We start from the raw sequence: 14,712 nt of genomic DNA, 5'->3' as shown, positions 1-14,712 counted from the left end.
ATAAACCAGATGAAAATTAGAAATGCTTTTTTTAGTCTTGTTCTGCTTTTTAGTCTGTGTAATTATGGACAAAATAAGGCGCAGAATCCGATTATTTTTGCCGATGTCCCGGACATGTCCATCATTCGTGTAAACGATATTTATTACATGAGCAGTACGACAATGCACATGAATCCCGGTGTTCCCATTATGAAATCTAATGATTTAGTGAATTGGAAAATAATCAATTACGCCTATCAAACATTAGAAGACGATAACGATAAACTAAATCTTGATAATGGAAAAAATGATTACGGAAGAGGTTCGTGGGCTAGCAGTCTGAATTATCATAACGGTATTTATTATGTCAGTACTTTCTCAGGTACAACGGGAAAAACCTATATTTTTTCGACAAAAGATATTGAAAAAGGACCGTGGAAACGAGCCGTTTTAAATAATTCCTATCACGATCATTCTATTTTTTTTGATGATGACGGAAAAACTTATATGGTTTGGGGAGCAGGAAAATTGCAGATTGTCGAGTTGAATTCAGATTTATCAGCTGTAAAAGAAGATACAAAAAAAATCCTGCTAGAAAATGCCAGCGCACCTGCGGGAAACAATATTATGCTGCAATCTGAAGGTTCACAGCTTTTTAAAATCAAAGGAAAATATTATCTGTTTAATATCGTCTGGCCAAAAGACGGAATGCGAACGGTAATTATACACCGAGCAGATAAAATTTCGGGTCCGTGGGAAGGAAAAGTAGGATTGCAGGATTTGGGTGTCGCGCAAGGTGGACTTATCGATACGCCTGACGGAAAATGGTTTTCGTACCTGTTCAGGGATTTTGGCGGTGTCGGGCGAATTCCTTATTTCGTTCCGGTTCAATGGGAAGACTGCTGGCCAATTTTAGGCGAAAATAATAAAGTGCCTCAAAATCTCGATTTACCGGCAAGCAAAGGTTTGATTCCGGGAATTGTAAATTCAGATGATTTTAACAGAAAAAAGAATGATCCCGATTTGCCTCTGGTCTGGCAATGGAACCACAATCCGGATAATGCATTTTGGTCGGTAAAAGAAAGAAAAGGGTTTTTAAGACTGAAAACCGGAAGAATTGACAGCAGTTTTGTTCAAGCGAGAAATACCTTGACGCAAAGAACTTTTGGCCCTCAAAGTTCAGGAACTATTCTGGTTGAGGTTTCTAAAATGAAAGAAGGCGACTTTGCAGGCCTTTCCTTATTGCAAAAAGAGTACGGATTGATTGGTGTAAAAGCCGAAAAAGATGCTAAGAAAATAGTAATGATTGAAGCGCTTAAAGATGTTCCGACAGCAATAGAAAGTATTCCGTTAACGCAGGATAAAATTTATTTGAAGGCAGAATGCAACTTTAAAGACAAGATAGATGAAGGTCAGTTTTTTTACAGTTTAGATGGTAAAAAATGGATCGGTATTGGAAAAAAAATAAAACTTCCTTATACACTTCCGCATTTTATGGGGTATCGATTTGGGTTGTTCAATTATGCAACAAAAAATACGGGAGGCTTTGTTGATTTTGATTATTTCCATATTGAAGATAAAATTTCAACGAATAATTAATTGAGGTTGCCAGATTAAATTCAATAAATAAGTTAGCTCTAAAAAAGGTTTAATCCCTACGGGATATTTTTTCTGGTAGATTTCATTATTCTTCTACCAATATTTAACTCCTAACGGAGTAACAAAAAAATATCCCGGAGAGATTACATATTTGTAGAATCAGTTTATTGGTGTCAATTTTTGTCCCGTAGGGACTACATTTTCTTAACTATCAAATGGAATTAATTAGTTTACAATTTAACCAAAATAAAATATTCATTATATAATTCAGAAAATCATGAAAATTAGGTATCTGTTTATCATAAGTTTAGTTTTAGTTTTTAGTGCAAACGCTCAGCAATATCGCTTTAAGGATGCGTCTTTGAGCTCGACAGAACGTGCAAAAGATTTAATTTCAAAATTAACTCTGGAAGAAAAAGCGGCATTAATGTGTGATCAAAGTGATCCGATACCAAGACTTGGCATTAAAAAATTCAATTGGTGGAGCGAGGCATTGCACGGTTACGCCAATAACGATAATGTTACCGTTTTTCCGGAGCCTATTGGTATGGCGGCTTCATTTGACGATCAGTTGGTGTACAATGTTTTTAATGCAGTTTCTGATGAAGCCCGTGCCAAATACAACCAATGGATTCAGGGCGGCAATGAAAACAAACGGTTTTTGAGTTTATCGGTTTGGACACCAAACGTCAATATTTTCAGAGATCCGCGTTGGGGACGTGGGCAGGAAACCTATGGTGAAGATCCGTATTTAACCTCAAGAATGGGAATTTCGGTCGTGAAAGGTTTACAAGGTCCGGCAGATGCGAAATACCGCAAACTTCTGGCCTGTGCCAAACATTTTGCCGTGCATTCTGGTCCCGAATGGAGCCGACACGAACTGAATTTGAATAATGTAAACCCAAGGGAATTATACGAAACCTATTTGCCGGCCTTTAAAGCATTGGTGCAAGATGCCGATGTGCGTCAGGTGATGTGCGCGTATCAGCGTCTGGATGATGAACCGTGTTGCAGTAATACGCGTTTATTGCAGCGTATTTTGCGCGATGAATGGGGTTTTAAATACCTGGTAGTTTCAGATTGCGGTGCTGTTACAGATTTTTACACCACACATAAAGTTTCATCAGATGCAACGCATGCGGCCTCAAAAGCTGTTTTGGCAGGAACTGATGTGGAATGTGTTTGGGAGAAATATCCGTTTAAAAATTTACCCGAAGCCGTTGAGAAAGACTTAATAAAAGAAGCCGATATTGATAAAAGTCTGCTTCGTGTTTTAACGGGTCGTTTTGATTTGGGCGAAATGGATGATGACGCGATCGTACCTTGGGCTCAAATTCCGGTTTCTGTATTGAATAGCAAAGAACACCAGCAATTAGCGCTTGAAATGGCGCAAAAATCAATGACGCTTTTGCAGAATAAAAACAATATTTTACCATTAGATAAAACGATAAACAAAGTAGCCGTTATTGGTCCGAATGTGGATAACGAACCGATGTTATGGGGAAATTACAACGGAACTCCCGTTAAAACGATCACGATCAAAAGCGGTATAGAATCAAAAATTCCCCAAAATAAAATGGTTTATGACAAAGCCTGCGATTTAGTCGAAGACAAAGTAAACCAAAGTTATTTTGACCAGCTTTCTTTTGAAGGAAAAAAAGGGATGAAAGCCACCTATTGGAACAATCCAAACAGAGAAGGCAACAGCGTTATAGCACAGCAAATTGTAAATCCAATAAGAATGACCACTGCCGGACAGCATGAATTTGCTTCGGGTGTTAAATTAGAAGGATTCTCTGCAAAATACGAAACCGAATTTACAGCGAAAGAAAATGATAGTCTTGTTTTTAAAACCGGAGCAACGGGCGCTTTTGAATTATTGGTGAATGATAAATCTTTGGCAAAATATACCAACTGGAGAACGCTTCCCGGCAAAATTAAATTTGCAGTCGAAGCAGGAAAAAAATACAAAATCGAAATTCTGTATGCACAATCCAACAATTGGCAGGCCAACCTTGAGTTTGATTTTGGAAAAGAGCACGATATTAATTTTGCTGCTTTACTTCAAAAATTAAAAGGCATCGATACCGTAATTTTTGTAGGCGGACTTTCGACTTTACTGGAAGGCGAAGAAATGCCGGTTTCTTATCCCGGTTTTAAAGGCGGTGACAGAACCAATATCGAACTTCCAGCAGTTCAGAGAAAATGTTTGCAGGAACTGAAGGCGGCGGGCAAAAAAGTAGTTTTTGTAAACTGTTCCGGTTCTGCCATTGCCTTAACGCCGGAAACAGCAAGCTGTGATGCAATTTTACAGGCTTGGTATCCGGGAGAATCCGGTGGTCAGGCTGTCGCCGATGTTCTTTTTGGAGATTATAATCCTGCGGGAAAACTGCCGGTTTCTTTTTATAAAAACTCAGAAGTCTTAGGCGATTTTGAAGATTATTCGATGAAAGGCCGTACTTACAGATATACGACAAATGTTTTGTTTCCGTTTGGTTTTGGCTTAAGCTATTCTAAATTCGAAATTGGAAAAGCGAATCTGAGCAAGACAAAAATAAAAGCAAATGAAAATACACAATTAAATTTTTCGATAAAAAATACCAGCAAACGTGAAGGAACAGAAATTGTTCAGGTTTATGTTAGAAAACTAAACGATACCGATGGGCCTTTGAAAACGCTGAAAGCTTTTAAACGAATTGCATTAAAAGCCGGTGAAAGCCAAAATGAAACGATCGATTTACCGGCCTCGTCATTTGAATTTTATGATGCAAAAAGTATTGGAATGAAGGTTACTTCCGGAGAATATGAAGTGTTTTACGGTACCAGTTCAGATGCTAAAGATTTGAAAATGATTAACGTTTTAATTCAATAAGAATTTCAATGCCGTTTTATTAATAAAGAAGAAAATACAAAAAGTAAAAATTAATTATACCCAAAAAAGTCTAAATTATGAAAAACAAAGTTTATTTGGTATGCCTGCTGTTCTGCTTAGGAAGTTTAAATGGCATTGCTCAGTCTTTTGAAAAAACAAATTTAGGGGTAAAATCTATTATTAATTCAAACGTAGTTGAAATACAATTTTATACTCCTGAAATTGTCAGGGTTATAAAATATCCTGCTGGCAAAAGTTTTGAAAAGAAAAGTTTGTCTGTGGTAAAAATTGCTGAAGCCACAAAATTTATCAGCAATAAACAAGGTGAAAATCTTTCTTTAAAAAGTAAAAGTATCGAAGTTGTTTTAAATTTAACAGATGGTAATGTGTCTTTTAAAACGCTTGATAGTAAATCACTACTGAATGAAAAAAAAGCCGGTGCAGTTTTTACTGATTTTAATGATGCCGGTGCTAAAACCTATTCGATATCCCAATCATTTGTATTGGATAAAAAAGAATTAATTTACGGTTTAGGGATTCTTCAAAACGGAAAAATGTCCCAACGAAACCAAAAAGTTCATATGGTGCAGAATAACACCTGGGATTTTGTCACTTTTTTCCAATCTGATAAAGGATACGGATTGTTTTGGGATAATTATTCGCCGACGGATTTTAGTGATGATCCTGAAGAAACTTCTTTTAAATCTGAAGTTGGAGATGGTATAGATTATTATTTTATGAGTGGCGGAAATGCTGATGGCGTAATTTCAAAAATGCGTGATTTGACAGGACAGGTGCCTATGTTTCCTAAATGGACTTTTGGTTTTTGGCAAAGCAGAGAGCGTTATAAAAGTCAGAATGAAACCGTTGAAGTAGTGAAAAAGTACCGCGATTTAGGTGTTCCATTAGATGGTATTATTCAGGATTGGCAATATTGGGGCGATAATTATCATTGGAATGGAATGAATTTTTTAAATCCTGAATTTCCAAAACCACAGCAAATGATTGATGATATTCACAATTTGAATGCACATTTACTTATTTCAATCTGGTCTTCTTTTGGTCCAAAAACAAACCAATTTCAGGAGCTGAAAGATAAAAATATGCTGATGGATTTTCAGACATGGCCACAATCTGCAAAAGACGTCTGGCCGCCAGACATGAATTTCCCTTCCGGAGTGCAGGTCTATGACGCCTATAATCCTGAAGCCAGAGATATTTATTGGAAATATTTAAATAAAGGATTGTTTTTTTTTGGTATTGACGGCTGGTGGATGGATTCTACGGAACCAGATCATTTAGATATTAAACCAAAAGATTTTGATAATAAAACCTTTTTTGGATCATTTAGAAAAGTTAGAAATGCGTATCCATTAATGACCGTTGGAGGCGTTTATGATCATCAGCGTGAAGTATCATCTGATAAGAGAGTTTTTATTTTAACCCGTTCCGCTTTTGCGGGTCAACAGCGTTATGGATCGAATACCTGGTCGGGAGACGTAAATTCTACATGGGAAATGTTGCGCAATCAAATTCCTGCGGGACTAAATTTCTCTCTATGCGGAATTCCATATTGGAATAGTGATATTGGAGGTTTTTTTGCCGGTGCCTATAACCAAAATTGGAATGGGGGTTCTGGCGCCAAAAATCCTGCTTATCAGGAGCTGTATCTGCGCTGGCTGCAATTTGGGGCATTTACGCCAATGATGCGTTCGCACGGTACAGATGTTCCAAGAGAGATATATCAATTTGGGAAAAAAGGAGAACCGATTTACGATGCTATCGAAAAAACAATCAATTTACGCTATGCCTTACTGCCTTATATTTATTCGAATGCCTGGAAAATTACAAACGGTCAGTCGAGTATGATGCGTGCTTTGGTGATGGATTTTGATGATGATAAAGTGAAAGACATGAATAATGAATATTTATTTGGCCAATCCATATTGGTAGCCCCAATTATTCATGCGCAATATACTCCTGAAATTATTGTAAAAACCAATGAAGATACAGGATGGAACAAAAATCAGACTTCTGATAAGCCTAAAACACTTACAGTTGATTTCAGTCAGAAAAAATCGAAAAAAGTTTATTTGCCAGCTGGTATTGAATGGTATGACTTCTGGACAAACAAGAAATACAAAGGAGGGCAGGAAATTAATTATGAAACGACCATCAATGAGATTCCTTTTTTTGTAAAAGCGGGCAGTATTATTCCCTGGGGGCCCAAAGTACAATATGCCGATGAAAAAAAATGGGATAACCTCGAAATTAGAGTTTATGAAGGTGCCGATGGCGAATTTACTCTTTATGAAGATGAAGGGGATAATTATAATTATGAAAAAGGTAAATATGCTACAATTACATTTAAGTGGAATGATTTAAAAAAAACATTAACTATTAGTGAGCAAAAAGGATCTTTTTCGGGAATAATAAAAGAACGCCAATTTAAAGTTGTAAAAGCTTCTTCAAACACAGGGATTTCAGATATAGCTAGTGAAAAAATTGACAAGCTTATTAGTTATAGCGGTAATGAAATTTCAATTAAATTATAACGAAAAATTAATAAAACAAATCAAATAATTAATCTAAGTCTGTTATGAGTTTTAAATCTGTAATATGTTTCTGTTTATTTAGTTTTTTGCAATTAAATGCGCAGTCAGTTGTGAAAAGTCCCGACGGAAAACTGAAAGTTTCGGTGTTGGTATCAAACGGAATGCCTTTGTATAGTATCACTTATAATGAAAAAACGTTTTTAGAAAATTCGCCACTTGGTTTAAAAACAAATACGGGTGATTTTACTACAGGATTAAGTTTAAAATCAGAATCCAATCAAAATAAAATTGATGAAACGTATCAATTGCCTAATATTAAACAAAGTAAAGTATATTATGAAGCTAATGAAGCCGTATTTTCTTTCACTAAAGAAAGTAAACCTGCAATTGATGTAATTTTCAGAGTGAGCAATAATAATGTTGCTTTCAAATACAAAATACATCCGCAAAAGGAAATTATGTCTTGTGTGGTTGAGGAAGAAGCTTCCGGATTTATGCTGCCTCAGGGAACCACGACATTTCTTTGTCCGCAAAGCAAACCTATGACCGGATTTGCCAGAAGTGCGCCGAGTTATGAAACATCTTATGCATTAGATGATGCAATGGGAAAAAATGGCATTGGCGAAGGCTATACATTTCCGTGTCTTTTTAAAGTAAATAATAACAGCTGGGTTTTAATATCTGAGACAGGCGTGGATGGAAATTATTGTGGCAGTAGACTTATTGGTCGTGAAAAAGGATTGTACACGATTGGTTTTCCAATGGCGGGAGAAAACAACGGTAACGGGACAACTGCTCCGGGAATTGCGCTTCCGGGCGAAACACCATGGCGAACGATTACAGTAGGCGAAACGCTGAATCCAATAGTAGAAACTACGATTCCGTTTGACTTGGTACAGCCAAAATATAAAGCCTCAAAAGAATATCAATATACAAAAGGTACTTGGAGCTGGATCATTAAAATGGACAACAACACCACTTTTCCGGTACAAAAACAATATATCGATTTTAGTAATGCTTTGGGCTATGAAACCATTTTGGTCGATGCGCTTTGGGATACACAAATTGGTAAAGATAAAATCGTTGAACTTGCAGAATACGGAAAGTCTAAAAATGTTGGTTTGTATTTATGGTACAACTCCAATGGCTATTGGAATGATGCACCGCAAGGACCAAGAGGAAAAATGGACAATGCAGCAATTCGTCGCGCAGAAATGGCGTGGATGAAAAGTATTGGCGTAAAAGGAATTAAAGTTGATTTTTTTGGCGGAGATAAACAAGTCACCATGAAATTATACGAAGATATCCTGACAGATGCGAATGATTTTGGATTAATGGTTATTTTTCACGGCTGTACATTACCAAGAGGCTGGGAGCGCATGTATCCTAATTATGCAGCAAGCGAAGCGGTTTTGGCGAGTGAAAATCTGCATTTTGGACAAGAAAGCTGTGATAATGAAGCGAAAAACGCAGCAACACATACTTTTATCAGAAATACAGTTGGTAGTATGGATTTTGGCGGAAGCGCGCTGAATGAATTTTATAATAGTGATAATATTCCCAATAAAGGTTCAAAACGAATGACTTCTGATGTGTTTGCTTTAGCGACAGCAGTTCTTTTTCAGAGTGGTGTGCAGCATTTTGCCTTGGCACCCAATAATTTAACTGATGCTCCGGATTGGGCGATTAATTTTATGAAAGAAGTTCCAACAACCTGGGATGAAGTTCGTTTTCTGGACGGATATCCGGGTAAATATGTGGTTTTTGCACGCCGAAAAGGAAACAAATGGTACATAGCAGGCGTAAATGCTCAAAAAGAAACAATAAAGCTTCAACTAAAACTGCCAATGATTGCTTCCGGATCTGCATTAAAAGTTTATTCTGATGATGAAAATCTAAATGGAAAAGCAGAAACAATTAAACTTAAAAATAATCAGGAAGTTGAAATAAAAATTCCTAATAACGGCGGAGTATTGTTAATGAATTAATTAGAAAATATAGCTGTCTGATTAATTTCATTGGGAAGTTCCTGCAAAAAATAGCCAGAACTTCCCAATGAAAAAATTATAATAGGTAAGATGATTTTACTTATTTTATAGTTAATGATAAAGTTGGTACTGATACCGTACCCGTTGCTCCCGAATTACGCTGTACAGCCACTTCTATATAATCACCAGTATTTAATTCTGCCGTGGCCTGCAAGGGAAGGTTTATAATATCACCACTAACGGTACTTCTTCCATAATTTTTGTATTGTGTTAAAGCAGTACCATTTTTAGTAACGTAAGCCAAAAAAATCCCAGCTCCAGGTACCTGGATGGAAACAGCGCCGGTTATTTGAAAAATTCTTTTCTTTTTTCCCGCGTAAATTAATCTATTGTAACCGGCAGAAGTCGCATCAGTCGTAAATCTAAACAAATTTGAATATATTGTATTAGGAGCGGTACCCGTACTGGCTCCTACTTTTACAATATTACTAGGTGTTTGATTATTCAAAGTTACATTTACGCCCACATTATTAACTGCATAATCTATTGCAAAATCGCCTACTGCATTCGCATCTCCCTCGGTGGGAATTCCTGCAGCCCTAACTGTCCAGCTGTTATTAAAGTTATAGCCTGTATATGTTGTTGAAGATGCTGGATAAGGTCTGACATAATTTGCCGGAGTAGGACCTGTGAAAACAACAGACTCTAAAACAGCATCACCGGTGATGGTAAGACCCGGCGTAGAAACATCTAAGCCGTAAGCTCCGCTGGCTACATTAGAGAAACCTCCCTGTTTTTCTATCAGGGTAAATGTTCCTGTAAATTTTTCATAGGTACCTGCATTATTATTAAACCACGCCTGATTACTCAATAGCAATTGGCCAATATTATTGTAAGTAATACCATTTGTATTTCCTGAAAAATTAACAATACTTAAAAAAACGAGTCCATAACCAGATATGCTACCAATATTATTGCAATTAGCAATAACAGTATCCCTAAGTAAAAAGGTAGAAGTTGCTGCTGCCGCATTCAAATTAAAAGCAGTAGCGCCTGGCGTTGTTATGGTTAGGTTTCTAATACTTCCTCCTGTTGTGCCGTCAAAAAGAACACCCGATGTTTTTACTATTATATCTTCATTTGCATCCAGACCATCCAGATAAGCGTTATTTAAATCTATAGGCAAATTAAATACGACCTGACCATTAATTTCATACAAAGTATTTGCGGTTAAAACATATTTAGCACCTCCACCTGCCGCGAGTTCAGGCGCAAGAACAACAGCCAGATTGTCCCCGGCTTTAATACGTTTGAAGTTTACTCTTGAAGGTGTACCGCCGCTAAGAATTGTCCACGCAGCCGTAGTTGAATTATAATAATAAAACGATTTTACATCAGTATCATAAACCAGCAATGCATCTGCTGGTGTTGCAATAGCGTTTCTTTGGGCAGTGGTCATCCTTGGCGCAAGCATACCATGTGTAGTAGAAGTGATATCTAAAACGGAACTTGCATTTGGATTAGTAGTACCAATACCTATTTGTGCATTCCCAATAAAAGTTAAGAAAGAGAAAAATAGCAATAATATAATTTTAGTATTTTGTGAAGTACGTGTAGTTACCATAAATTTCTAATATTTAATTAATTAAAGATTTTAAATGTTTAAGCAGGCTGTTAGATTATAATTATGGATGATTACTATTTTCCGGAATAGGAGATAATAACTTTTTGGGCAATTTTTATATTATCAGTGGTAAGGAACGTTGCAATGTAAATACCGGAACTAAGCCCGGAAGTTGAAAAAGTATAGCTCTGCTCAATTCCGATATTGTTTTTTGAGATTACTGCTTTGCCCAGCACATCATATAAAACAAATGATTGCATTGCTATATTATTTGGATTGAGTGCTTTTAAAACTTGATTTTTGTTGTCCTGGGTGATATAAAAATTAGTTTTATTTTCATCATTTGTACCAAGTGTCTGGTTGGTAAAACTTATTTTAAAACGTTCCGCATAAGTTCCCGGATCTACAGTAACTTCATATGCCCCATTTTTAATATCATGGTAAGACATATCAAGTGCGTCATAAATATAGATTTGCTGCGAACTATCAAAATCAACAATTTCGGGGATGTAAAATTTAAAGGTTGTTTTTGTAGTTGCTTTTACAGAGAGCGGAATTTTTTTTGAGGCATCAAAAGTAGTTCCCTGGATTACATAATTACTGTTTTCTATCCAAAAAGAAACATCATTAGGAAGACTTTCGTCTAAATTTTTAGCATCGATTCCTCTGTCAATTCCATCTGTTGCCTGAGGTGTAAATGCTAAAGCAAGTTGTCTGGTGAACTCATTATTTATTATGGTGTTAATCTTAAAATAGGAAAGCGGTACAGCTTCTTCTTGTTCCAGTTCCTCTTCTGTTTTAGAAGTTGTTTTTTTGGGAATCTTTTCAAATTGTGATAAACCGCTTCCTTCTTTATAAAAAATACGATGCGAATTTCTAAAAGTGACAACTCCGTTACTTGCTCCATTTATTAAAAAACCCTGGGCAATTGGGAGATATTTTCTTTGCACAACAGGACTTGTGCCGCTTGGTGGATTATTATTTAATGTTCCGTCACTATTATAGGATCTAAATGTTGCTGCGGTATAGATTCCATTCGAAACTAAACTAACCGGTGAATATGCGGAGTATCCTCCTCGATATGCAGAGAGAAAATGAGAATTGACATTTTTGTCCTGCTGCCAAAAATACGCAATACCAGTTGAAGCATTATTTGTTGGATCTAACAGGAAAGCATTTAAGTGTAAAGCTGATGGATAAGGATTTCCGGTCAGGGTTGCATTGTTGGTGCCAACTGTAACGGCGATATTTCCATCATTAGGTTTTCCTCTAAAATCATATCTCTGCGCACCTGTAGGATTGTTTACAATGCCGGTTCCTTCAGGATCTGCATTATCTGAACCGCTGGTTCCTTTCATCGTAAATCCTTCACCGGGAGCAATTGTTGTAGCACTTCCAACCTGAACCCACTGCGAATAGTTGTTGGCATTTGTTAATTTATATATCCAATGTGAGGCTATTGCTAACGGATTAGCTGTCCCGTTATAACTCCCGATAGGCAGTATTGCAGTATTTGTAGAAGCGATCGATGTCGAAGGTCGATATAATAACGTGATTCCGAAATTATTATTTATAGAAGAAGCTGTATTATTTCCGACAGGTGAACACCAGTAATTGTAATCAAAATTATCAGAAGTTCCTTCCTGATAAACAGATAAAATTCCAGTTCCGGTATTGGTAGAAGGTCCTGAGGATCCTTGTACGAATTGAGAATTATTTCTCAAATAAAGATTAGAGTTAGCTGCCAAATTTATATTTTGGCCAACATACAGCACTTGGTTTTTTACATAAACAGGTGTGCTTGCACCTACATATATTTGAGCAAAACTCTGAACCGAAATCACAATTGATAGTAAGAATATTTTTCTTTTCATTGGCCACAATTTTTGTAGATTAATTAATGGTGTTTTTCATGGGATGATGTATTTTATTTTAAATTCATCTTTTTATTTTGTCCCTCAAAATGAAGTAGAAGCCAAGATAAGTTGCCGTAACAAGTAAAAAAATATCTATGCTATCTATGGGAATTGCTGGTGGATCTGGCAATCCCGGCGGAGGCGGAGTATTCTGAGCAAGGCATATAGAGGAAATTAACATTATAAAGTGCGTATATCTTTTCATAAGAGATTAATTATTATGATAAAGGATTAATTTATTTGGGATCATTAATACAGGCAATAACATCAGATAAGAACGTGTAAATTATGTAGTGTGTTTTTGTACAAGTTTTACTACTTGCAAAAAAAAAATATTGGATGCTTTTTTTCTTACATAATTTTTATGAAAAGTTTCATAATTTCTATTTACGAAAAATGCATAAGTCTTCTCTAGCTCATTTGTATATTCAAACGCTAGTATTTAAACAGGGATTTTACTGCTTTTTGGTTGTGATTTTTATTCTAAATTGAAATTAGAAGGAGCAATTCAATTCGTATTTTCATCGGCAGGTATCAGAACAGAATCCATAAATTTTGCTGTTATAATAGTTCCTTCCTCGTCTTCCCATTGTGTAATTATATTTTCAATTAGTTCTGGCTCAAAGCCTATTACCTTCATTACAGGACCTCCAAATTCCTGCTTTACTTCCTGTCCCTTTTTAAATTTGGTATTCATAATTGTTGTATTAGATTTTGTATTTGTTTGCTTTACAAAGATCAAAAGTCAGTTGCTTTTTGAAGTTATATCTTTTAATGTTGATCTTATAAAATTTAAGTGCTGGTCTAAAACAAGCATTCAAATTAGGCAGTATTTTTTAAATCTAAAAAAAATGCACGAAATGCTAAGCCGGATTTTTGTGTACGTAAAAACGTACTTTACTACTCCTTGTAACAATTATTATTTATCAACTTTGTAATGTTTATTACTAATAGCATCACGAACCTGATGTGATTTAGAATACTCAGAAAAAATATAACTGCAATAGCAAATTCAGCACAATTGCAGGAACGATATAATTACTATCTATTAATTATTTTACTAACCCTTTAACCTTTAAAAAAATGAAAAAAATCTTAAAATTGACAAGTATGCTATTTATTACAGCATTAGTATTTAATTCCTGTGAAAAGGAAGAAAATTTAGATTTACCACAAAGCGTTAACAAAGATGTGATACAAAGTAATGACAATGACACGCCGGAAAATACCAACAAAGCAGCCTCACTTGCTGCTGCGCTGGGCAGCGCCGGAGCCAGAACACTCACATTGAAAACAAATACATTATCATGTCCAGGTGGTTTGTGTACATCGTATGGCGTGTGGTCAGAAGGCGTTTACACCGTTTGGTTTACTATGAAATTTAACTCCGGATTTTATTGGAGCAGAGGAGGTAAATGCGGATACGGGATACTAATTGGTGACCAGAATACCGGAGGCGATCCTGGATGGGATGGCAATGGCGGTAGTGCCAGATTTATGTGGTATTGCCCGAATGGATCAAACACTGCCAAAGGAAGCGGAGCTTATCTTCAGCCTTATGTTTACTATAAAGATCAACCCGGACAATTTGGTAATGATTTTGGGAAAAAGTACTACATACAAGAAGGAGTGACATATAATTGTCAGATATCTGTTAAGTTAAATACGGGATCAAATACTAACGGATATGTCAAATATTATGTAAATGGTACCGAAATATTGAACCAGACAATTCGCTGGGTAACTAACGATTCTAAGCGAAATGTTAATGCAGTAAGTTTCCATACCTTCCGTGGTGGTAGTCAGGAGTATTGGAAAGCTCCGGTAACAAGCTCTATTTATTATGGTAGTGCGTCTTGGGATGCTCAATAATACTTATTCGCTTTAAAGCTATTTTGATTTAAGGGCACTTTATTTAAGGTGTCCTTTTTTATTTATGTTGATATCCCCAAATTGCTTTAGAGTTTATTTTACTCTTCTTACGTTCATTTTTTATTGGTTGCGTTTATTGTTATAAATATAATTTATAAGTATTAAAAATTATTAATTTGATTTATAATTAAGAAAGCCGCAATTTTGTCCTGTCAATAAGAAATGACAGAGATAAAAAATCAAAACTTTAAAATAACAATTAAAACACAAAACAAATGAAAACCAATTTAAAAACAATCGTAACAAC

Annotated in this window: 8 protein-coding genes; 5 read left to right on the top strand and 3 right to left on the bottom strand. The window is 35.9% G+C overall.

From position 1 onward, the window contains the following. The first annotated feature begins 9 nt into the window (after positions 1 to 9). The 4 genes from SD960_RS18820 to SD960_RS18805 all read left to right on the top strand — a co-directional run bounded on the left by SD960_RS18820 (position 10) and on the right by SD960_RS18805 (position 8,993). Positions 10 to 1,578: a glycoside hydrolase 43 family protein gene (locus tag SD960_RS18820; protein WP_318805295.1), complete on the top strand. Its 1,569-nt coding sequence runs from the start codon at positions 10 to 12 to the stop codon at positions 1,576 to 1,578. A gap of 277 nt (positions 1,579 to 1,855) precedes the next feature. After that, positions 1,856 to 4,450 carry a xylan 1,4-beta-xylosidase gene (gene xyl3A, locus SD960_RS18815; protein WP_318805294.1) on the top strand — a complete coding sequence of 865 codons (2,595 nt, stop codon included), beginning with the start codon at positions 1,856 to 1,858 and terminating at the stop codon, positions 4,448 to 4,450. Between the two features lie 77 nt (positions 4,451 to 4,527). Next, on the top strand, positions 4,528 to 7,005 hold the full coding sequence (locus tag SD960_RS18810; protein ID WP_318805293.1) for a TIM-barrel domain-containing protein: 2,478 nt from the start codon (positions 4,528 to 4,530) through the stop codon (positions 7,003 to 7,005). Positions 7,006 to 7,049: 44 nt separating this feature from the next. Then, complete coding sequence (locus SD960_RS18805) at positions 7,050 to 8,993, top strand: glycoside hydrolase family 97 protein (RefSeq protein ID WP_318805292.1); 1,944 nt, start codon at positions 7,050 to 7,052, stop codon at positions 8,991 to 8,993. Positions 8,994 to 9,093: 100 nt separating this feature from the next. Here SD960_RS18805 and SD960_RS18800 read toward each other — a convergent pair whose 3' ends face one another. The 3 genes from SD960_RS18800 to SD960_RS18790 form a co-directional block, all read right to left on the bottom strand. Further along, positions 9,094 to 10,617: a hypothetical protein gene (locus SD960_RS18800; protein ID WP_318805291.1), complete on the bottom strand. Its 1,524-nt coding sequence runs from the start codon at positions 10,615 to 10,617 to the stop codon at positions 9,094 to 9,096. Between the two features lie 74 nt (positions 10,618 to 10,691). Beyond that, positions 10,692 to 12,491 carry a T9SS type A sorting domain-containing protein gene (locus SD960_RS18795; RefSeq protein WP_318805290.1) on the bottom strand — a complete coding sequence of 600 codons (1,800 nt, stop codon included), beginning with the start codon at positions 12,489 to 12,491 and terminating at the stop codon, positions 10,692 to 10,694. 550 nt (positions 12,492 to 13,041) lie between these two features. Next, a complete protein-coding gene (locus SD960_RS18790; RefSeq protein ID WP_318805289.1) occupies positions 13,042 to 13,230 on the bottom strand; it encodes a hypothetical protein in 189 nt (62 codons plus the stop codon). 386 nt (positions 13,231 to 13,616) lie between these two features. On the opposite strand from SD960_RS18790, the gene SD960_RS18785 reads away from it, so the two are divergent. After that, positions 13,617 to 14,405, top strand: coding sequence for a polysaccharide lyase (locus SD960_RS18785; protein ID WP_318805288.1), 789 nt, complete (start codon positions 13,617 to 13,619; stop codon positions 14,403 to 14,405). Positions 14,406 to 14,712 lie beyond the last annotated feature (307 nt).

It is taken from the genome of Flavobacterium sp. MMLR14_040 (assembly GCF_033657265.1).
Classification (GTDB): domain Bacteria; phylum Bacteroidota; class Bacteroidia; order Flavobacteriales; family Flavobacteriaceae; genus Flavobacterium.
The sequence above is the reverse complement of the archived record's forward strand: the minus strand, read 5'-3'. Positions and strand labels throughout refer to the sequence as shown.